This window comes from Coleofasciculus sp. B1-GNL1-01 (genome assembly GCF_040220235.1).
Taxonomy (GTDB): domain Bacteria; phylum Cyanobacteriota; class Cyanobacteriia; order Cyanobacteriales; family Coleofasciculaceae; genus Coleofasciculus.
In genome coordinates this window covers 75,123-96,231 of the sequence record NZ_JAVJTO010000051.1, presented here as the reverse complement: position 1 = coordinate 96,231, position 21,109 = coordinate 75,123, and the positions used below count along the sequence as shown (strand labels likewise).

Genomic DNA, 21,109 nt, shown 5'->3' with positions numbered 1-21,109 from the left:
GCACGTCGGTGCGCCCCTACTGTTTTTGGGCGTGGGTATGAGATTATACCAAATCCGGGTTAACTACCCCTTTGAGAGCAAATCACCAAAACCCTGTAGTGGCGTGGCACACCTTATTTGATGACTTAAATTCGGCTTTTAGTAAGGGAACCTCAGCCCTAGATTCCGTTGGGTTTCCTGGCGTCAACCCAACCTACAACCTATCCCACAATTTTAGCTGGGTCACGCCAGTAGAGACCTTGGATGCAACGTCTTCTAGAATCTGGACATAAAAGGGTTATGTATGCCGGATTAGGTATTAGGTATTAGGTTTTGGGTTGTTCTGTGAGGGGCTGGGATCTGACAAATGACAAATAACGATCTCCACCGTTAACTTTAATTGTTTACCACCTACTTATAAGGGTTTTCGAGTTGTACAGCAAGCCCTAGATTTGCCACGTCACTACTTTTAGATTTTTTTTGTAGTCAACACTACAGTTTTTGTCAGTTCTTTGAATGTTAAAAATGGGAATTGACTTTCAATAACGAATATGATAAAGATAGACGATATTGATTCCGTATTTACAGCAGACAATCAGCTTGCAAAATTATATAGCGTTTACAAATCATTTGTAAACCCAAAAAGGTCTGCAAGCCTCATTGTTGAATTGTGTTCAGGGTTTCTTTCATCTCATTTGAAAACGCTATCTATAGCCAATTACCAGGGTCACTCGTTGATGAGTGGACTAGATAAAAAAACGTGTTAAGGAGTCAAATTATAGATGTCAAACTCATCATCCGTTAAGCCTCAAATATTAACAACCAACGATTGGAGACTCAGCCCCGGTTACTTGTGTGAAGGGGGATCTGATTTTGAATCCGTTCATATTTTGTTGGGTCGGTTTTTAGCCGATCGCCATTCAGACGATCCCTTGCCTGACCTATCCATGACGATGGAAAACGAAGGCTTTGAATGGGGCAAAGGATTGCCGTTGGAAAAGGTGATTAATTCTCAGGAAGATTTGGAATTCCTGATGAAGAATCCGAGCTTATTCCGGAATGCGATCGCGGTGATCGAACCCTGGGAACACGTCGGGTGCAATCACGTTGGTGAAGAGGTACGGGCTTCGCTGAATGTGGCGTATTTGGCGCAGAAAATTGCCGATTGTGATTCACTGCTGTTCCCGTTTTGGTCGTCGGGTATGCTTGATCCAGAGTTAGTCGTACCGCTGATCACGTCGGGGTTAGCGGTGGTTGTAGAAGGCGGTGATCCGTCGGTGCGCGATGCTAGCAGCTTTAACGATGCCAAAATTTCCCTAGAGGAACTCCACAGATTCACCGATAAACTACTGCTTTCGCGATCGCCTACCAGTGCGCCTGCTTTATTTATTTGCTTGGGACATCAATTGGCAGCACAATCTCACGTTCGGTTAATTAAACGAGCAGTGGATGAGGTATTCAGCCTAGAGTATCTGGCACGCGATCGCAATGGTAAAGCCCTAAAATCTTTGCAAAAAGTCTGCCAGCATATTCAACAGGTGGGAACTACGTTACAGGTGAAGAAGAAAAATGGACACCTGGTTGCCAAAAACTGGGATGATCCGGAATTTGCGGTTGGTCCCAATGAAAAGAAAGAAGTGGGCGATCGCCAATTGTTGCATTATGAATCTCCAGATAGCGACACATCTAACATTCCCGAAGACGTAATTATCGCCCATGAGGTGACGGCTGATGAATTTGAAGGGGTAATCGATACGTCGATTGAGTATGAACATGAATTAAATATTTCCATGTTCCACTCCGATGAAGTGAATGAAGAAGCGATTCTCTTCGCGAATTGGGCATATCGCCTGCTGCATGATGCGATTATCTCCCATCGGCATATTTTAGCTGGGAGTCCTTTGTCTTGGTTAATGCAGCTTCCCTTTGCGGTGGAAATTCTTTGTTCAACGGCTGACGAAACGGAAGTCGTGACAGAATGTTCAGCAACCTGTATTAACTACAAAGATTTCGAGAGTAAGTTGATCCGCCGTTCATTTACCTGTCAATTCCATCCTGAACTGCTTCAGGATCTAAAGGATCTTCATCACCGGGAACCTCCCACTTATGACGAGTTGAAGCGTGATGATGGCGCTCGTTTATTTGCCCGACTCTTGTATTCTGGGATGCAGGAATAAGGACATGTTGAAGGGAAGCTGGGGGAGCTTCCCTTAAAATTATGACCCGACGAGGGCGATCGCACCACAGCCAATCCGTCCGCCTGCATGACCCGTAGGTTGACCAAAGTCATCGGCTTGGTCGTGAACAATCACAGCCCGACCTGCGATCGCATATTGGTTTCCATGAAAGGTGAGTCCGGGTACAGTGACACTTTTGCCCCCATCACCATTACTCGCTACCGAGATATTGCCTAAGTCTCCAGCGTGGGCGCTGGTAAACCCATCTTTAACCAAATCACCATGTTTGACCGCATCGGGGTTGAAATGACCACCCGCCGCTTTACCCGAATCTTGACAACTGCCAAATTCGTGAATGTGAAACCCATGGGTGCCAAGAGGCGCATTATCAATATCTGCAACAATTTGCATTCCGGTTTGGGTTTGGGTAAACTTAACAGTCCCCATCACTTGGGCGGGATCTGAGGTGCTTTTGATAATGGCTTGAGCCATCGGTGGTGTGGTTTGCGCGAAGGCAGATGGAGTATAAATTAGGGGAACTAGGGTGAAGGCGATCGCGATCACAACGAGTTTAAAGAGTTGATGAATTCTGTTCATAACCACTTAAAATTAGACTGTGGAGTTATTCTACAAAAAGGTGGCTATACTAGCCCATCCTTCCTTTTGATGATTCTCGCTGCTCTCGGTTTGTTGGGTCAACTACTGCGGATAAATGACAATGAACAACGAATCGGATATTTATATCTTTAACTTATATTAAGTATAAATTAAATTAATATTAAAAATATGAATTGGGGGTCGAATCCCTAACTATCATGAAATCACAACTTCGATCACGTTCAGGAAAAAACGTCTAGAAACGTTTAAGGGAAGAACTAGCGTAGTGCAGTGAAAAGCAGTGACCCGGTAACCAGCCCTAACCCAGGAACCATTCATCAATTCACTTAACGGGTTGCTGAGTACACATCACTAAGACTAGACTCTCGAATGACTATATGGGTGTCATCTGGTTTACTTTAGAAAATCGGTTCAGTAATCAAAGTTGTCGGCTGACGTTCCTGAAAACGAGTAACAATAGCTACAGACAAGACCAAGTTTTCCGGATTAATTTTTACGGATTTTAACCTCTAACGGCAATTACCGAACTGACGTTCTCTGTAGAGTGAACAAATTAGACCAACTATCTGGATTTGAACAAATTGGCAGAGCGTTGAAAACCGTCTGAATAGGCATTATACCGAGGATAGATAGGCAAGGTGTAGTTCAGTTGATAAACTGTCACAGTTTAATTCGCTACAGCACTATCTTGCCTCTTAAATAACAGTCAAACTAAGTAGAAGCAAGTTCTTAGGCAAATCTTATGTTATCGGTGCTAGACCCTACGCAAAACCCCAACACTATATCGCTGAAGGTTCTCATCGTCGAAGATGGTTACCAAACGATAAAACTACTGGGAGAAGGATTATGTTCTGAAATTAGATATTCGTTTATTATTCAACAAGTTAGGCAGAGTTGTCAAGCCCTAAGCCGATTAAGTCAGGAAACATTTGATCTTATCGTCGTTCATTTGTCCCACGCTGATCCTCACGTTTTCGATACGGTTACTCAAATCAAACAGTTAGGCTTAACGCTACCAATTCTCGGATTAAGGGCGAACCAGGATGAACCCTTAAGCCTGCAAGTTATCCAAGCGGGGACACCGGATGATCAGGTGACCGAAAATCTCAAAAGTTACCGCTTAATTCGGGCATTTCGTCATGCGATTGACAGTCAGCAACGCCAAGAATGCCAACGTCTGAATCAGGAAAAATATCAGTCGGTTATCGATAATGTTAAAGAAGTCATTTTCCAAACCGATACTCACGGACACTGGACATTCCTGAATCGGGCTTGGACAGAAATTACTGGCTTTTCAATCGCTGAAAGTATCGGAACATCCTTTTTAAACGGTATTCATCCGGATGACTGGCAAAAGGGGCGAGACAACTTTGATGCGCTGATTACTGGAGTCCAACAATCCTGTCGCCCTACAGTACGCTACCTGACAAAATCGGGTGACATTCGCTGGTTGGAGGTACATGCGCGGATAAATTTTGCCGCCGATGGTACGGTTTCGGGAACCACAGGAACCCTCAATGATATTACGGAACAGGTGTTAACCCAATCCGCCTTACGCATTTCCGAAGAACGATTGCAAATGGCGTTATCTGGTAGTGATTTGGGATTATGGGATTGGCAATTAATCACTGGAGATATTTATTTTAATCCGCAGTGGAAAACGATGCTGGGGTATGCAGAATACGAAATCGACGATAATTTTCAGGCATTTGAAGAATTAGTACATCCTGAGGATTTCTCAAGAGTGAAAGCCGTATTAAATGCTTATATAGATAGATTAATTCCTATCTATGAAGTCGAATTTAGGATGCGATGTAAAACAGGGGAATGGAAGTGGATTTTGTCTCGTGGTAAAGTCTTTGAGTGGGATGAAGCCGGGAACCCACTAAGGATGACAGGGACTCATCGGGATATTAGCGATCGCAGACAAGCGGAGGAGGCTTTGCGAGAGTCAGAAGCGCGGGAACGGAAAAAAGCGTATCAGTTAGAACTTACCTTGTGTGAACTAAAAAATGCCCAAGCGCAGTTAGTCCAAACCAAAAAAATGGCATCCTTGGGACAGTTAGTGGCGGGAATTGCCCATGAGATTAATAATCCCATTGGTTTTATTTCCGGAAATGTTGGCTTTGCCCATCAATATGGGTGTGATCTGCTCAAATTGATCGATCTCTATCAACAGTATTATCCTCACCCTGTTGCCGCGATTCAAGATCAAATGGAAGCGGTTGAGCTTGACTTTCTCAGGACAGACTTTCCCAAAGCCCTCAACTCGATTCGCGAAGGCGTTGTTCGGGTTCAAGACATTGTGCGATCGCTCCAGCATTTTTCCCACCTGAATGAGGCACAGATGAAGACAATTGATTTACATCAGGGGTTGGAGAGTACCTTGATACTTTTACAGAATCGCTTCAACAAAAAACCCAACCGACCAGCTATTGAAGTGAATAAACAATTTGGTCAGTTGCCTAAAATTGAATGTTATCCGGGTCAAATTAATCAAGTGTTTATCAATATTCTTGGTAATGCGATTGAGGCGTTAGACGAAAAAAGCCAGCAGAATGATTCCTTTATACCCCAGATTAGGATTAGTACGGAAATAGCTGAGTTAAACTCAACCGTCATTATTCGGATTTCCGATAATGGTTTAGGTATTCCTGATCATCTGCAAGAGCATTTGTTTGAACCGTTTTTCACGACGAAACCTGTTGGACAAGGGACAGGATTGGGATTAGCCGTAAGTTATCAAATTATTGAGAAACACAAAGGAAAAATTACCTGTAATTCTCAAGTGGGTATCGGCACAGAGTTTGTGATTGAAATTCCGATCACGTTGAGTCATAAAACAGAACAATGGAGTCAAGTTCAATGGTTACGCCAAGCCATCGGTGCTTGAGGTTGGCTGTCACGCACTGAAGGGTAGAGAGACTGGGTGTGGGGTGTGGGGTGTTGCCCCTCCTGAAGAGAGATGATCGTCCCACGCTTTTGCTGTACACTCTGACCCTAAGGCGCAAATATTATCATCGGGTAAAATTTACTAAAGGTAGATTTATAATATTTTACTGCCAAATTGGCATGTGTTGATGGCAAAAATATGATTATCTAATATTAGAGTTTAAGAGAAAATCATGAAACATCCATTTGAACTAGACGTTTCGGACTTAGAACATCTTGATGACCTGGAAGATGTTATAAGTGAAGACAATTCACAAGTGACAGGAGGAACAGCACAAGCTACAACTATGGCAGTGGGTGAAGAAGGCGGTTATATGCAGCCTCCAAGACGATTTCCCCTTCCCTTTACCGTTCCCAAGCTTCCCGTTGATGCTGGAGGGGTTACAAGTGCAGCGTTAGGTGAAGAGGGTGGAGACCTAGATTGGTCTACATTCATCTAGAACATCAGCATACTGTTGGTCATTGAACTGGGGTTACGCCAGCCAACACTCTCCTATAAGATGGCAGAAATACCTCCCCAGTCAACAGTCAGAGAAATTATGAAGTTGCCAGATATTTCTCTAACTGCGGCTTCATAGTTTAGAGATGATTGAGCAAGCGCTAAAGGCTTATAATTGGTGAGTTAAGGTAGATATTACATTCAACACTGATTGGCTTAATTGGTATCTTTCCTAACTCACCTGATCGAGAATTCCGATTTGATTGATGAATATTTTAATCCTCGGCAACTCTGAAGATGTCCATGCTGTACACCTGAAAAATGCGCTCACCCAGGCAGGAGCAACCGTCTATTATTTAGATACTCACTTATTTCCTACTCAGTTAAAAATGTCTTGGCAACCTGATACTCAGTTGGGTTGTTTAAACTTACCTGAAGGTGTTAAGTTAGACTTTCAAGATATTCATAGCGTATTTTGGCGTAGTCTTTCCAGTATTGATCTGCCCTCATATCTGGAGCCAGAACAGCAAAGAATTGCCTTGAATGATTCAATGAGTGCGCTGCGAACTCTAATACAAGCCTGCCCAGCTCGTTGGGTTAATTCTTGGCAAGCCTATCAATTTCACAAAGAAAAACCTCTCCAATTGAGTCGAGTCAAACAATTAGGAATAGCGATTCCAGCGACTTTAATTAGTAATGATTCAGAGCAAGTCCTTAAATTCGCTCAATCTCAGCCCATGCTAGTTTTTAAGCCCGTCTATGGCGGGACACATACTCAGTTGCTTAAAGAATCTCACTTAGAACCGGAACGACTGCAATTAGTTCTCGGTCTTTCGCCAGTTACAATACAAGAATATATTCCCGGAACAAATATTCGCAGTTATGTGATTAATGGATCTGTCTATTCTGTGGAAATTCGCTCTCCGGCTTTGGACTTTCGGCAAGACTTACAGGCGGAATTACGTCCAGTCGAATTACCAGACAGGGTTCAACAGCAGTGTTTAGCTATTACCAAAGCCTTAATGCTGGAGTGGACAGCCATTGATTGGCGTCTGAGTCCCCAGGGTGAGTATGTATTTTTAGAGGCAAATCCTAGCCCGATGTTTTTACATGTCGAGTCTAAAACGGGTTTTCCCATCACTCAGGAATTGGTTCAGCTTTTGACAAAGTGAAGATTCAAACAAAATTATAATTGTTGGGACGGGTTTGACCGATAAGATTATTGATCAAACCGATAAGGATTGAGCTAGATGAAATAGGCGGACTGAAAACGCTGCCAGGTCTGAGTTCAGACCAGCCAAATTATGCAAAAATGAAAATGGCAATTTGCCGCTTTTTGTCAAATTCAGTCATGCCAATCCTTTCATGTATTCCCAATTGCCCCAAATCTTATTGGTTGATGATACTGTGGCTAATCTGCAATTAGTCTCAGATTGGTTAATGAAAGCAGGATTTAACGTCCTCGCGGTTAAAAGTGGCGTCCAAGCGTTAAAAATTGTGGCAATAACCTCACCGGATCTAATTTTGTTGGATGTGGTGATGCCAGAAATGGACGGGTTTGAAGTCTGTCGTCGTTTAAAAGCGCAGGAGGAAACCCAAGATATTCCAGTTATTTTTATGACAGCCGTTGCCGATCGCGCCAATCCTAGTTACAAGATTAAGGGGCTAAAGCTGGGTGCTGTAGACTATATCAGCAAGCCAATTCAGCTTGAAGAGGTGTTACTTCGCGTCCAGACTCACCTGCAACTGCGGGCGTTAACCCAGCAACTCACCGAACAAAATACCCGTTTACAGCAAGAGATTCGCGTGCATCATCAAACCCAACAGATCCTGCAAGAAACGGAACGTCGATGGCGATCGCTCTTGGAGAATGTGCAACTGCTGGTTATTGGCTTAGATTGGCAGGGGAATGTGGAGTATATGAATCCCTTTGGTTTAGGTTTAATGGGTTATACTCAGGCTGAAGTTGTTGGCAAAAACTGGTTCAACCTATTTATCCCACCCTCCGATCAGCCGCAACTGAAGCAGGTTTTCCATGAACTTTTATACCACAATAGCCACACCTACTACCAGAACTCCATTCGGACTAAATCCGGTGAAGAACGACTGATTGCGTGGAATAATACCGTACTCCGAGATATTACTGGCGCGATCGCAGGATTGATGAGTATTGGCGAAGATATTACCCAGCGTCAAGCGGTGGAACGGATGAAAAATGAATTCATCTCCCTGGTGAGTCATGAACTTCGCACCCCACTCACCTCAATGCGCGGTTCTCTGGGTTTGCTTAAGATGGGAGTCTATGATGATCAACCTGACAAAGCCAAACGGATGTTAGATATAGCGGCGGGAGACTGCGATCGCTTAGGGCGGTTGGTGAATGACATCCTCAGTTTAGAACGCTTGGATTCTGGTCAAGTAACCTTAGTCAAGGAAGTCTGCGATGTGGCAGATTTAATCAACCATTCCGTGGAAGCGATAGATGCGATCGCAGAGGCGGCGGGAATTGCTATCCAGGTGACTCCCCTAACGGCTCAAGTTTATGTTGCCCCTGATACTATTATTCAAACCCTGACGAATCTGTTGAGTAATGCGATCAAGTTTTCTGAGAGAAATACCACGATCACCGTGGGTGTGCAACATCAGTCAGATTGTATTTTATTTCAAGTTACCGACCAAGGACGAGGAATTCCCCGGGAACACCTTGAACGCATCTTTGGGCGATTTCAGCAAGTCGATGTTTCCGATTCCCGCCAAAAAGGAGGTACCGGTTTAGGATTGGCGATTTGCCGCAGCATTATCCAGCAACATGGGGGGGAAATTTGGGCGGAAAGTACCCTAGGTTCTGGGAGTACCTTTTATTTTACGTTGCCAGTTTATCAAGAATCAGTTCAGTATTAACCTGAAATTTGCTGTATCATTTATCTTTGCGAACTCAAGACTCAAAATTCACGCGCCATGCCCTCGAGGGTTAAGAAGGGTCAAACTTCCCCCAGCTCGCTCCTCTGAGGAAACGACAACGGAACGTTTAAGAACTGGCTTGGGGAAATCGAGCCAGGAGTTGCTCACGGGATAGTTGAGACAATTGTGAGAGGTATTGGCTTAAGTCTTGGGGGGGTAATCCTAATAAAGGAGTAACCAGTGCGGTGAGTTGAGCGTCCAATTCTCCAAAACGAATTCTGAGTAAATTTTCGACAATGAAACGTTGTGCCTGTTGAATTCCTGATTCACTATTTTCGAGTTGAGACAGTTGCAGTAGAAAGGGAGTTAACTGCTGAGAGGGCAATGCCGATAAGGGAGTGATTAAAGCAGCGAGGGTAGAGGTTAACTGTCCCAAGCGAGTCTGGAGAACGTTTTCGATAATCAGCCGTTGTCCCTGTTGTAGACCCTGTTGTAGACCCTGTTGTAATCCTTGTTGTAATCCCTGTTGCATAGCTTCTTCCCTGGCTTGTTGCCGAGCCGCATCCAGTTGTTGCCGATAAAGGGGTGCTAATGCCATAATTAACTCCCTCTCCTCTGTATCTAAGGGTTGTTCTTGATTGGCTTGTAAGTTGGCTTGCAAGTTATACAATAACTCTAGCGTAGACTCCCGCCGTTGGCTGTCTTCGGGTAATGCGGTGATCTCCTCGATGGCTTGCTGTTGGACTCTGCCCTTTCCCAAAAGTCTCAACCATAGGGTTTGGGGGGTACGGGGGAGTTGGTGAATGACGACGATGGCTGTTCGGAAAGCTTGGGGGAGAAAGTAGAGTCCACTTAACCAGTTTTGCTCATCACTGAAGGCTCCAAAGCTATCGAGTAAGGGTGTTGAGGCGGTGGGGGTGAGTATCCATAATTGGGAGAGTTCACTCAGATTAATGGAAGTGGACTCCCGTCTGGCGCGTCGTCTTAATTCCCGATGTAGGTCAAACAGTTTAGCCAGACAATCACAAATTTGATCGGCGGTGACGGCGTTGCGAAAAGGTTCAAAGACAGCAGGAGTTGTGACAAAGCGCCCTAAAAGTCCCAGAGAGAGGAGGTAGTCATTTGAGATAGAGGTGGGGATAAATAAAACGTCAACCTCTCGCACTTCCCCAGCAATGTCGCGACTGGTTTCCACTTTTCCGATAGGGGACAAGAGTTGGTCAAGATAGTCCTTGGCGAATTGGTCGTGAGGAAATCGAGTCATTGGGGCATGGGAATAGTCTACGAGTTTAGAAGTTTATCTTACTTTGCCAGTCTCAGCTGTTCGGCATTTAAACCTTAATGTCAAAAATTGCCAAATCCTTGTCGTAGTGTGAGCATCTTGCTCACTACCTATACCCAATTTAAATGCGTGACAGCTTATAAAGAATCAGTTCAGTAATATCTGTAGGGGCGCACCGACGTGCGCCCGATTTACCGACGTGCGCCCGATTTAATGGTAATATTATGTTCCTTGTTGCCCGTCATCATTTCCTCCTGCCTCCTACCTCCAATCGTCATAAATTCCTCATGTTTTCTATATAGGATAAGGTGAGGGATAATGGTGGCTCATTTTCACCAGTCCACGACTAACAAAAATCTGAGGAGGGGCAATCCGTGTCAAAAACTACATTAGCCAAAAATCAACTTTGCAAATGCCCAACCGGGATCAAAGGATTAGACGAAATTACTGATGGCGGATTGCCTTTAGGACGAACAACTCTGGTTTGTGGAACAGCCGGGTGTGGAAAGACGTTAATGGGGATGGAGTTTATAGTACGAGGTATCCTAGACTACTCAGAACCGGGTGTGTTCATGGCGTTTGAAGAAACAGCGGCAGAATTGACGCAAAATGTCGCCTCTTTAGGTTGGGATTTAGAAGAATTGACGGCAACGGAAAAACTCTTGATTGATTATGTTTATATTGATCCGCAGGAGATTGAAGAAACTGGGGATTATGATTTAGAAGCTTTATTTATTCGCCTCAGTAGTGCCATTGACGCCATCGATGCCAAGCGAGTTGTCCTGGATACCGTTGAAGTGCTGTTTTCTGGCTTGTCCAATACCGCGATTGTTCGGGCAGAGTTGCGGCGGTTATTTCGCTGGTTGAAAACGAAAGGGGTTACGGCAATTGTTACCGGGGAAAAAGGGGAGAACTCTCTGACTCGTTATGGCATTGAAGAGTATGTTTCTGATTGCGTGATTCGCCTTGATCACCGTCTCTACGAAGATATTTCAACCCGTAAGTTGCAAATTGTCAAGTACCGGGGGTCTAGTCATGGGACAAATGACTATCCCTTTCTGATTAATTCAGACGGGATTACTGTATTGCCGATTACATCCGTGGGATTAGATCATACCGTAATCCACGAACGGATATCGAGTGGGATTGAACGCCTCGACACTATGCTGGGAGGAGAGGGATATTTTCGTGGTAGCAGTATTCTGATCACAGGTACAGCGGGAACGGGAAAAACGACGTTGGCGGCACATTTTGCTGAAGCCACCTGTCGGCGGGGTGAACGCTGTCTCTATTTTGCCTTTGAAGAAGCCCCGCAGCAAATTATCCGCAATATGCAATCGGTTGGCATTAATTTACCGGAATTTGTCAACCAAGGCTTGTTACGGTTTCAGGCGAGACGTCCGACGGCTTATGGCTTAGAAATGCACCTGGTACAAATCCACAGTTTAATTCAAGAGTTTCAGCCCACGGTTGTGATTATTGACCCGATGAGTAATCTGACGATGGGCGGTACTCTCTTACAGGCAAAAGCCTTTCTCTTCCGTCTGATTGATCTGCTTAAATCCCAACAAATTACGGTTTTTTTGACGAATTTAATCCAAGGGGGGATGCCTGTTGAGCAGACTGAGATCGGCGTTTCCTCGTTAATGGATACCTGGCTGGAGGTGCGCTTTGTGGAGAGTAATGGCGAACGCAATCGTGTATTTTTTATCCTCAAATCTCGTGGAATGCAACACTCCAATCAGGTGCGGGAATTAAAATTAACCAAGCAGGGAGTCGAGTTAGTCGATGTCTATTTGGGAGAAGGGATGGTGCTGACGGGTACGGCGCGAAGGATTCAAGAGGAAAAAGAAAAAGCCGTGAACGTGACTCGAAAACAGGAATTTGAGCGCAAGCGCCGTGATTTTGTCCGCCAGAAAGCGATTATCCAATCCCAAATCACCGCCTTACAAGCACAGCTAGAACGGGAAGAGGAAGATATTGAACAGATGATGCAGGAGGAGCAATCACACCAAGATAATCTACAGCAAAACCGAGTCGCGATCGCGCAGCTTCGTCAGGCTGATTTCATTCAGGGTGGTGAGTAGATGTCTGTGGTTAAGTTCTCTTAAGTATATCAGTTGACTCCTGAACGTTTTCGGTGATGCTCCTATCCTGGATGGATTGAAATAGTTTACAATTTTTAATTCCGTATTTTATGACTTAAGACTGATGAATCAGGGCGTTTTTTTGTTTTGTTATTTCTGACAAGGGCGGGTTTTGTTGTTCCGTTATTTCTGATTAGCTGATTTAAGTTGATAAACCCGCTCCTACAGTTCCTAGACCTAGCCCTACAATAGAATTGATAGGATGAAAGATGAAAAAATTTTTAATTATTTTTACCGACTTAGATGGCACACTTCTGGATTCTGAAACTTATAGTTATCAGAAGGCTATTCCTGTTCTCAATACCTTAAAGGATAATCAGGTTCCGGTTATTCCGGTTACCAGTAAGACACGCCTAGAAGTCGAAACGCTATGCCAATCTCTGAAACTCAATCATCCGTTTATTGTGGAAAATGGTAGCGGTATCTTTGTTCCCCTCGATTATAACCCCTTAACCTTACCCAAAAGTAACCCATGGGCGGGTTATCATCTGCATCGCTTAGGTTGTACTTATGCTGAAGCAAGACGGGGATTAGAGAAAATAGCCACCGTTCTCAATGAACCCTTGCGGGGATTTGGGGATATGAGTGAAGCCGAAATTTGTCACTTGACAGGATTGTCCTGGGATGAAGCCAAACAAGCCAAGGCGCGGGAGTTTACCGAACCCTTTCTGACTCCAGACAAAACGACACCAGAACGCCTGAACGAGATTGTACAAGACTTAGGATACCGGATAGTTGTTGGCGATCGCTTCTGTCATTTGATTGGTGCTGGGGCAGGTAAAGGAAAAGCGGTACAGTGGTTGGTAGATTCCTACCAATCTGCTCAACCCGATGCCAAAATTACTACCCTGGGTTTAGGCAATAGTCCCAATGACTTGGAGATGCTGGAAGCGGTGGATATTCCCATCATTGTTCCCGGAAATAAAGGGATTCATCCCGGATTATCCGGTAAAGGATGGCAAGTCGCACCCGCACCCGGTTCTCAGGGTTGGGCGGAAGTGGTGAGGGGTGTTGTCTTGGGGGAGATGGAGTTGTAAAACTTACTTTTGGTCGAGATTTGGAAAACCTCTCTCCAAACCTCTCTCCTGCAAGGAGAGAGGCTTTGAATTCCGTATTGGAAGTTGTCTGATTAGATGTTAGATTGTCTATGCTGGGCTAATGTGCGTCTAGGGTTCATCACGTCGTAAAATCCGCCACAGGTGTTCGGTTGCACTCACTAGGCGAGGACTAGAAGATTGTTTAAAGTAATAGATAAGAGATAGGAAAACAAACGACACTACCCAAATTCGATTATCACCATGAACAATCTGCCCAATCGAGTTCCAGAATTATTTGATCACGACGGCGAAGGCGGTAACTTACTCTGGCAATATGTCCAGTCTCTGCATCCAGAAACCGTCGCCCAACTCTCTAAACCCGATCCGGAAGTGGTTCAGGTGATGGAACGTAACCTAATCGGAATGTTAGGCGCACTCCCTCACGAACATTTTAATGTCACTGTTACGACCAACCGCGAAAATCTGAGTCGGTTATTAGTTTCTGCGATGATGAGCGGTTACTTTCTCCGCAATGCTCAACAGCGCATGGAATTTGAAAAGTCGCTGCACGAAGTCGCAGAAATGCATGATAATTAATTGATAACCTGTGAACTCAGGACAAAGGACGAAGGACGACGGACAAAGGACAACCTTGTCATCTGCCATCAGAAGTGAGATGATCGCTCAAAATGAGTGGTAAACTTCCCTGATGGCTAACCCTTTTCCCCAGAAAACTCCCAGTGAACCCTTGAATTTGCCCACCAAACTCGCTTATGGAGTTGGAGAACTGGGAGGAGAGATTCCGGGTAACATCTTAGTCTTTTTCTTGCTGTTTTTTCTCACCAATGTCGCGGGGTTAAATCCCACCTTGGCGGGGAGTGTTTTGCTGATTGGCAAGGTTTGGGATGCGATTAATGATCCGATGATCGGGTATTTGAGCGATCGCACTCGTTCCCCGTTAGGGCGGCGTTACCCGTGGATGCTGATTGGGGCGATTCCCTTGGGGATTGGCTTTGGCTTACAGTGGTTTGTTCCGCCTACCTCAAATCAATGGCTACTGTTTGCCTATTATGGCGGAATTGGGATTCTATTTTATGCCGCGTTTACCTCGGTTGTTCTCACCCATAATGCGTTAGCGGCTGAACTCACTCAAAGCTATGATGAGCGCATTGGTTTAATTGGCGTTAAAGCCGCGTTTAGTATCGGTGCAAGTATTTTCTCGCTGGGTTTAGCCCAGATTATTTTTGCCCAGATTGATGATCCGTCTCAAGAGTATCGGATTCTGGGAACAATTTGTGCAATCGTCGCCACGTTAGCGATTTTCCTGTGTGTTTGGGGAACGTATAAGCGTTATAAGCAAATTGAAGCCCAACGGGAATCCGTGACTCAAGTATCGTTTTTACCCATCACCCAACAGTTTCGGATTGCGTTCAGTAACTTCCCGTTTATTTGTGTAATTGGGATTTATTTGTGTTCTTGGTTAAGTCTGCAAACAACGGCGGCGATTCTGCCCTATTTTGTGATTCATTGGATGGGATTACCGGATCACCACTTTACCCAAACCGCCCTAACCGTTCAAGGGACAGCCCTAAGCATGACATTTGTCTGGAGTGCGATCGCGAAACGTGTGGGTAAACGGGCTATCTATGGCATGGGTATCCCGTTTAGCTTATGCGCGTTGCTGGGACTGTGTTTCTTACAACCCAATCAAGTGGGATTAATGTATGTTCTGGCGGTATTTGTGGGGCTGGGTTTGTCCACGGCTTACATTGTACCCTGGTCAATGCTTCCCGATGTTGTTGATTTCGACGAACTCAACACCGGACAACGACGGGAGGGTATTTTCTATGGGTTAGTGGTACAAATACACAAAATTGCCGTCGCGATCGCACTATTCCTCGTGGGTAAAGCCCTAGATATGTCGGGGTTTATCTCCAGCACATCTGAACAGTTACCCACGACTCAACCAGAATCCGCGTTGTGGACGATTCGTCTGCTGATTGGTCCGATTCCCGCTATTGTCCTCATGGGCGGTTTAGCTTGGGCGTACTTCTATCCGATTAGTCGTTCCTTCCATGGCGAAATCCTCCTAAAACTCATCGAACGCCGGAATACGGAAACGTTAAGAGATGGGGGAGATGGGGGAGATAGGGGAGATGGGAGAGATTAAGTATGAAACAATAAGATTGTTAAATAACTTTATAGTGATATAAAATAATTAGAAGAAAATTTACAGTAATGCCTCGTCGATTCCTGGATCAGGCAACGATAGAGATATAGATAGGAAAACCTCCATGAATAACCTTCACCATAACCAACGGCAGCACAGGCATTGTCGGTATCGTCAGACAACCCTGGAGACGGGCAACCATGGGCGACGACGCAGAGGGTGTCGATTCCCCTTACTTTTGACGGGATCTAGACAACCTCTCTCCTGCAAGGAGAGAGGCTTTTCACAACCCAGTCATGTTGTGAATCAACTCAACTCCGAAACCCAAGCCGCGTTGGTTGAAGCCATCGAAGATGAATATAAAGCCCGCGCTTTCTACGAAGCGGTTATCAATAAGTTCGGTAGTGTGCGACCATTTAGTAATATTGTTCACGCCGAAGCCAGACACGCTCAACGATTGGCAGCCCTGTTCATGAAGTATGGAGTGCCAGTACCAGCAGATACGTTTACTGGAACGATTGAGGCACCCGATAGCCTAAAAACCGCCTGTCAAATCAGCATAGACGGCGAAATCGAGAATCTCAAAATGTACGATCGCTTCTTATCCTTTGTCCAGGAACCTGATATCGTTGCAGCTTTCTCCCAATTGCGTGACGCTTCCGCTAATCGCCATTTACCTGCGTTTGAGCGCTGTTACAGTCGATTGTAACGGGTTATTTGTCATTGATCATTGGTCATTGGTCCTTTGTCAATAACCGATAAGTTAAAACGTATTTAAGGTTTTCCGGGGCGAATTTATGTCAGCCAGCCCAATTGAACAACTCCCTCTCCAACCTACCCATGATGTCGGAACTACTCTAGATGATCAAGCAATTCAGGAATGCTGTAACTGGTTGAGTTTTCACCGAGTTTGGGGAGAACTTAGCGACGCTGCGATTCAAGCCATGGCGAGGGCTTTTAAACCCTTGACAGTGGAACCGAATCGCGAAATCTATCGCCAAGGATTACAGCCAGCGGGTTTGTATCTACTCAAATGGGGAACTGTGGAGATTTATCGCCATTCTCTGGTGGGTAGAACCCATATTACTTATCGCAATGCGGGGGAAACCTTTGGCTATGTGCCATTAGTAGAAAACCAAGACACCGCTAGCTATCGCGCCAGCGCCGTCGCCCTGACGAAGAGTGAAATTTGGTTCCTCGGACAAACTGAGTTTCGTACCCTCTGTCGCACCTATCCAGACTTTCAAGGGGCAATTAATACCCTATTGGCGCAAGACTTAGCCAACTTTGCCATGCGAATGGCAAAGGAACAGGCGAGAATTCAGGGGTTACAGCGCTATATTCAGCCCGTACCCAGGGGAGAAGATATCATCGGTACGAGTAAAGCCACCAAAAAACTGCGATCGCAGATTCAACAAGCCCAGGATGACCTAAAACCTGTCATGTTTCAAGCCCCAGCCGGGAGTGGCAAAACCTTCTTGGCGGGGTTAATTCATGCTGGTTCATCCCTGCAAAACCGTCAGTTTGCCGAAATTGACTGCGCTGAGTTACCCAAAACTGAAGCGGGTGTCGTGAATACCGATGCCCTATTTGGTAAACAGGGAGAACAACTGGGGGTGATTGAACTACTTGAACGGGGGAGTTTACTGATTGATAATGTCCATCTCTTAACCCCTCAAGAGCGCGATCGCCTAATTCACTTTATCAAAACAGGCAGCTTTACCCCCAATCCCAACCCCGAACCTGAGGAATCCTCACCGCCACCCCTTGTCCAATCCTGGGTGCGCCTGATCCTCGCCAGTCCCCAAAAAATCGCCTTGTCTGGGGTAGATGTTCATACCATCAAACTCTTTAGCCTCCCCCAACGTAAAGGAGATATTCCCGAATTTGCTCGCTATTTCCTCCATAAATTCTGTCGCCAACGCGAGGAAATCCTGCAACTGGATCAAGCCAATTTGCGCCGATTAATCAGTTATGATTATCCCGGAAATATTGCCGAACTCGCAGGAATCCTGCAACGCGCCGTCTTGATGACACCCGCCGGACAATCGGTGATTCCAGAACAGGTTCTTTGGTCTGTAGAATCAAAGAAAAATGCCTTCCGCGTCGATTTACTCAACCAACTACCTTGGTTACGTAAATTTCTCTTAAGTGACTGGTGGCCCCAACGGTTCTGGTTTATCGTCATGGCAATTTTTATCCCAGTGACAGTGATGGGATATATCGGTCCGCAAAGCCGAGATGCCAGTATTACGTTGAATTTTTTCTGGGCGTGGTGGTGGCCCCTCTACCTCTTTTTATTTGCCTTTGTCGGTCGCCTTTGGTGTGCAATATGTCCGTTTATGATTACAGGGGAATGGATTAGAAAAGTCTCCCTGTGGATATTTCCGCGCCAACTCTTACCGTGGTCCACGAAATGGTTAAATAAATGGGGCGCTTGGGTGTTATTTGCCGGATTTGTGGCGATTTATTTGTGGGAGAAACTCTGGGATTTACCTCATACGCCTTACCTGTCCTCTTGGCTATTAGTCGCCATTGCTGCGGGTGCGGTGATTTGTAGTGTCATTTATGAACGCCGCCTCTGGTGTCGCTATCTCTGTCCCATTGGTGGGATGAATGGGATGTTTGCCAAACTTTCTATGATTGAAGTGCGATCGGTTCAGCAAGTTTGTGGGAGTCAATGCAGTACGTTTGGTTGTTATAAAGGTAGTGAGGCGACACCCGTTAATTTTAGGAATCCCTTACCGAATGAAGGACAAGCCACAGGAGGATGTCCTCTCTATTCTCATCCGGCTCAGTTACAGGATAATCGAGATTGTGTGTTATGTATGACCTGTCTTAAGGCTTGTCCGAACCGTTCAGCGCAATTCAATTTGCGATTTCCGGCGGCGGATTTATTGGAGAATCATCAAGGATTTTGGGCAGAAGTGGCATTGATGTTGCTCTTATTTGGCGGCGTCTTTATGCACTATTCGCACCGGATTCTGGGGTGGTTGGGTTTGGGAAATATACCCTTAGATTCTGAGCATTTATTGACGGCGTTCCCTGTGGTGACGTTATTGCTGCTGATTCCCTTTGTCGCGACCTATTTGACCCATCAACTGGCGCGTCTATTTGACCAAGAAATGCCGGATTATTTAAGGGTCATTTATGCCTATCTGCCCATGGTGTTAGCGGCGAACTTAGCCTATTATGTGCCAGCCGGAATTACGGAAGCAGGTCAAATTTTACCTGTTATGGCTCGTACTTTTGGCTATTCTGGGGTGAATTGGCCAACGTTAACCTGGAGTATGGATGTGGCGAGTTTTTTACAGGGGGTGACGTTGCTTTCACTTTTAGCGTTCAGTATCTATCCGTTGTTAAAAATTACCCAACGTCCGTTCTGGAACAATTTACCTCATTTGGTGCTGATGGCTGGTTTTACCGTGGTTTTCTTTCAATTAATGATCGGGTGAATTTCAGTGTTTAGGTAAGCGAAGACAGCGCAATGACGAACCAACTATAAACTATAATTAGTGAGCAAGAGACTCTCAAGTAAAGACATGACTACAGTTGCTATCTTGCCAGTATCCGATGCAAGCGGTGAGAGGCTTTATCGAGCGATTGCAGGTGATAAGCAATCCACTGGTAAAACCGCAGGTGAAGCGTTAGATGCATTGACCGCCCAGCTAGAAGGAGGTGAATTAGGTACTCTACTGATTCTCCAAAGCTTTCGTCCTGACTGGTTTTTTAGTGAAGTTGAGCAACAGCGTTTATCTAAGTTGATAAATCGGTGGCGAACAGCCCGCGATCAGGGACAGACGCTACCTCCAGAACAACAAGCGGAGTTAGATAGTCTTGTCGAGGCTGAATTGAAAGCCGCCACAGCCCGAACCGCCGCTTTGATACAGCAACTGAACCCATGAATCCTTTCTATACTCTAGTTGCTGATCGTGCCTTTCATCGCTGTGAATATTGTCATGCTCCTGAACTGGTATTCAACTTTCCGTTTGAAGTCGAACACATCATACCCCTTTACCGAGGCGGCGCTAATGCTGAATTCAATCTGGCTCTTGCTTGTCGCTCCTGCAATCTGCGTAAAGGAACTCGTATCAGTGGACTCGATCCTGAATCCAATCGGGAAGTTCGTCTGTTTCATCCCAGACAAGACTTGTGGGATGATCATTTCCAAGTAGACAGCGATTCGGGAAAATTGGTGGCGAAAACACCTATTGGAAGAGTCGCGATCGCGTATTTAGAGATGAACAGTCAAGCACAAGTAACAGCAAGGCAACTATGGATTCGTTTAGGTTTATTTCCCTAAGACTTTATAGTAAGTGAAATTGTACTTCCATCTGCCATCTATGAAAATTTACTCGAATATTACAGATGTTATCGGTAGCACTTCCCTGGTGCAACTTCAACGCCTTCCTCAACGTCACGGCTGCGTCGCCACAATTGTCTTAAAACTGGAGGGGATGAATCCAGCCAAATCGATTAAAGACAGAATCGCGATTAGTATGGTTGCGGAGGCGGAGGAGGCGGGATTGATTCAGCCGGGAGTTTCGACGATTATTGAGGCGACATCGGGGAATACGGGTATTGGTTTAGCCATGGTTTGTGCGGCTAAGGGATATCGTTTAATTTTAACCATGCCAGAAAATATGAGCCGTGAGCGTCAGCAATTGGTGAAAGCCTACGGTGCGGAGGTTATGCTGACACCTGCTAAAGCAGATATGGCTGGCGCGATCGCCCGGGCGAATGAGTTGCTGGCGACTCTCCCAAATACGTTTTCCCCACAACAATTTAGTAATCCCGCTAACCCGAAAATCCATTATCAAACCACGGGACCAGAGATTTGGCAAGGGACAGATGGACAAATTGAGTATCTTGTGCTAGGCGTTGGCACAGGGGGGACACTCACCGGGGCGGGGCGCTATCTCAAACAACAAAAACCCCAATTGAAAATTGTGGCAATTGAGCCAACTAAGAGTGCGGTTTTAAGTGGCAAACCTGCGGGAATCCATAATTTACAAGGAATTGGTGCGGGGTTTGTTCCTGACGTGTTGCGGGTGAATTTGATTGACGAAATTATGCAGGTGAATGAGGCGCAAGCCTACGAAATCGGGCGTCAGTTGGCGCAGGATGAAGGAATTCTCAGTGGCATTTCTACAGGGGCGGCGGTGTATGCTGCATTACAGATAGGTTGTCGTCCCGAAAATCGCGATCGCCTAATTGTGGTGATTCAAGCCAGTGGTGGAGAACGGTATCTGAGTACACCAATGTTTGCCCATTAATCTGTCATGTATTTAAATTGGGTACGAGTAGCGAGCAAGATGCTCGTACTACAAGTATGGCGTCATTATTGATATTTAAGGTTTAATCGTTAGCCTCTCTCCCTCTATAATCTGTTGATGTAATACATTAA

General features: G+C 45.4%; 16 protein-coding genes. 14 read left to right on the top strand and 2 right to left on the bottom strand.

Annotated elements, in window-relative coordinates:
* The first annotated feature begins 761 nt into the window (after positions 1-761).
* Positions 762-2,156 (top strand): hypothetical protein, encoded by a 1,395-nt coding sequence (locus tag RID53_RS12650; protein ID WP_446388436.1) that lies wholly within the window; start codon positions 762-764, stop codon positions 2,154-2,156.
* A gap of 39 nt (positions 2,157-2,195) precedes the next feature.
* Here the strand turns inward: RID53_RS12650 and RID53_RS12645 are convergent, their stop codons facing one another.
* Complete coding sequence (locus RID53_RS12645; protein WP_446388435.1) at positions 2,196-2,753, bottom strand: superoxide dismutase family protein; 558 nt, start codon at positions 2,751-2,753, stop codon at positions 2,196-2,198.
* A gap of 763 nt (positions 2,754-3,516) precedes the next feature.
* Between RID53_RS12645 and RID53_RS12640 the strand changes: the two genes are divergently transcribed.
* The 4 genes from RID53_RS12640 (at position 3,517) to RID53_RS12625 (ending at position 9,066) form a co-directional block, all read left to right on the top strand.
* Entirely contained in the window at positions 3,517-5,667 is a 2,151-nt protein-coding gene (locus tag RID53_RS12640) for a PAS domain-containing protein (RefSeq protein WP_446388434.1), read from the top strand.
* A 232-nt stretch (positions 5,668-5,899) separates the two neighbouring features.
* The gene (locus RID53_RS12635) at positions 5,900-6,166 is read left to right on the top strand and encodes a hypothetical protein (RefSeq protein WP_446388433.1); all 267 of its coding nucleotides are present in this window, start codon (positions 5,900-5,902) and stop codon (positions 6,164-6,166) included.
* Between the two features lie 265 nt (positions 6,167-6,431).
* On the top strand, positions 6,432-7,337 hold the full coding sequence (locus tag RID53_RS12630) for an ATP-grasp domain-containing protein (protein WP_446388432.1): 906 nt from the start codon (positions 6,432-6,434) through the stop codon (positions 7,335-7,337).
* A gap of 193 nt (positions 7,338-7,530) precedes the next feature.
* Positions 7,531-9,066: an ATP-binding response regulator gene (locus RID53_RS12625; protein ID WP_446388431.1), complete on the top strand. Its 1,536-nt coding sequence runs from the start codon at positions 7,531-7,533 to the stop codon at positions 9,064-9,066.
* Positions 9,067-9,193: 127 nt separating this feature from the next.
* On the opposite strand, the gene RID53_RS12620 is transcribed toward RID53_RS12625, so the two are convergent.
* Entirely contained in the window at positions 9,194-10,330 is a 1,137-nt protein-coding gene (locus tag RID53_RS12620; RefSeq protein ID WP_446388430.1) for a flagellar assembly protein H, read from the bottom strand.
* 392 nt (positions 10,331-10,722) lie between these two features.
* Between RID53_RS12620 and kaiC the strand changes: the two genes are divergently transcribed.
* The 9 genes from kaiC (at position 10,723) to cysK (ending at position 20,978) form a co-directional block, all read left to right on the top strand.
* Positions 10,723-12,435, top strand: coding sequence for a circadian clock protein KaiC (gene kaiC / locus RID53_RS12615; RefSeq protein WP_446388429.1), 1,713 nt, complete (start codon positions 10,723-10,725; stop codon positions 12,433-12,435).
* Positions 12,436-12,704: 269 nt separating this feature from the next.
* Positions 12,705-13,532, top strand: coding sequence for an HAD-IIB family hydrolase (locus tag RID53_RS12610; RefSeq protein ID WP_446388428.1), 828 nt, complete (start codon positions 12,705-12,707; stop codon positions 13,530-13,532).
* Between the two features lie 261 nt (positions 13,533-13,793).
* On the top strand, positions 13,794-14,129 hold the full coding sequence (locus RID53_RS12605; RefSeq protein WP_446388427.1) for a DUF760 domain-containing protein: 336 nt from the start codon (positions 13,794-13,796) through the stop codon (positions 14,127-14,129).
* Positions 14,130-14,241: 112 nt separating this feature from the next.
* Positions 14,242-15,702, top strand: coding sequence for an MFS transporter (locus tag RID53_RS12600; RefSeq protein WP_446388426.1), 1,461 nt, complete (start codon positions 14,242-14,244; stop codon positions 15,700-15,702).
* Positions 15,703-15,826: 124 nt separating this feature from the next.
* Positions 15,827-16,411, top strand: coding sequence for a ferritin-like domain-containing protein (locus tag RID53_RS12595; protein WP_446388425.1), 585 nt, complete (start codon positions 15,827-15,829; stop codon positions 16,409-16,411).
* Between the two features lie 88 nt (positions 16,412-16,499).
* Positions 16,500-19,157: a cyclic nucleotide-binding domain-containing protein gene (locus RID53_RS12590; protein WP_446388424.1), complete on the top strand. Its 2,658-nt coding sequence runs from the start codon at positions 16,500-16,502 to the stop codon at positions 19,155-19,157.
* 87 nt (positions 19,158-19,244) lie between these two features.
* Positions 19,245-19,607 (top strand): hypothetical protein, encoded by a 363-nt coding sequence (locus RID53_RS12585; RefSeq protein ID WP_446388423.1) that lies wholly within the window; start codon positions 19,245-19,247, stop codon positions 19,605-19,607.
* Positions 19,604-20,005: an HNH endonuclease gene (locus RID53_RS12580; RefSeq protein ID WP_446388422.1), complete on the top strand. Its 402-nt coding sequence runs from the start codon at positions 19,604-19,606 to the stop codon at positions 20,003-20,005. Before RID53_RS12585 ends, RID53_RS12580 begins: the two co-directional genes overlap by 4 nt.
* A 40-nt stretch (positions 20,006-20,045) precedes the next feature.
* Positions 20,046-20,978, top strand: a complete 933-nt coding sequence (cysK, locus tag RID53_RS12575) for a cysteine synthase A (RefSeq protein WP_446388421.1) — start codon at positions 20,046-20,048, stop codon at positions 20,976-20,978.
* The last annotated feature ends 131 nt before the right edge of the window (positions 20,979-21,109 follow it).

Excerpts from the sequence above, each read along its gene's own strand:
- RID53_RS12650 (WP_446388436.1), top strand. The coding sequence starts at position 762 with ATGTCAAACTCATCATCCGTTAAGCCTCAAATATTAACAACCAACGAT.
- RID53_RS12645 (WP_446388435.1), bottom strand. The coding sequence starts at position 2,753 with ATGAACAGAATTCATCAACTCTTTAAACTCGTTGTGATCGCGATCGCC.
- RID53_RS12640 (WP_446388434.1), top strand. The coding sequence starts at position 3,517 with ATGTTATCGGTGCTAGACCCTACGCAAAACCCCAACACTATATCGCTG.
- RID53_RS12635 (WP_446388433.1), top strand. The coding sequence starts at position 5,900 with ATGAAACATCCATTTGAACTAGACGTTTCGGACTTAGAACATCTTGAT.
- RID53_RS12630 (WP_446388432.1), top strand. The coding sequence starts at position 6,432 with ATGAATATTTTAATCCTCGGCAACTCTGAAGATGTCCATGCTGTACAC.
- RID53_RS12625 (WP_446388431.1), top strand. The coding sequence starts at position 7,531 with ATGTATTCCCAATTGCCCCAAATCTTATTGGTTGATGATACTGTGGCT.
- RID53_RS12620 (WP_446388430.1), bottom strand. The coding sequence starts at position 10,330 with ATGACTCGATTTCCTCACGACCAATTCGCCAAGGACTATCTTGACCAA.
- RID53_RS12610 (WP_446388428.1), top strand. The coding sequence starts at position 12,705 with ATGAAAAAATTTTTAATTATTTTTACCGACTTAGATGGCACACTTCTG.
- RID53_RS12605 (WP_446388427.1), top strand. The coding sequence starts at position 13,794 with ATGAACAATCTGCCCAATCGAGTTCCAGAATTATTTGATCACGACGGC.
- RID53_RS12600 (WP_446388426.1), top strand. The coding sequence starts at position 14,242 with ATGGCTAACCCTTTTCCCCAGAAAACTCCCAGTGAACCCTTGAATTTG.
- RID53_RS12595 (WP_446388425.1), top strand. The coding sequence starts at position 15,827 with ATGAATAACCTTCACCATAACCAACGGCAGCACAGGCATTGTCGGTAT.
- RID53_RS12590 (WP_446388424.1), top strand. The coding sequence starts at position 16,500 with ATGTCAGCCAGCCCAATTGAACAACTCCCTCTCCAACCTACCCATGAT.
- RID53_RS12585 (WP_446388423.1), top strand. The coding sequence starts at position 19,245 with ATGACTACAGTTGCTATCTTGCCAGTATCCGATGCAAGCGGTGAGAGG.
- RID53_RS12580 (WP_446388422.1), top strand. The coding sequence starts at position 19,604 with ATGAATCCTTTCTATACTCTAGTTGCTGATCGTGCCTTTCATCGCTGT.
- cysK (WP_446388421.1), top strand. The coding sequence starts at position 20,046 with ATGAAAATTTACTCGAATATTACAGATGTTATCGGTAGCACTTCCCTG.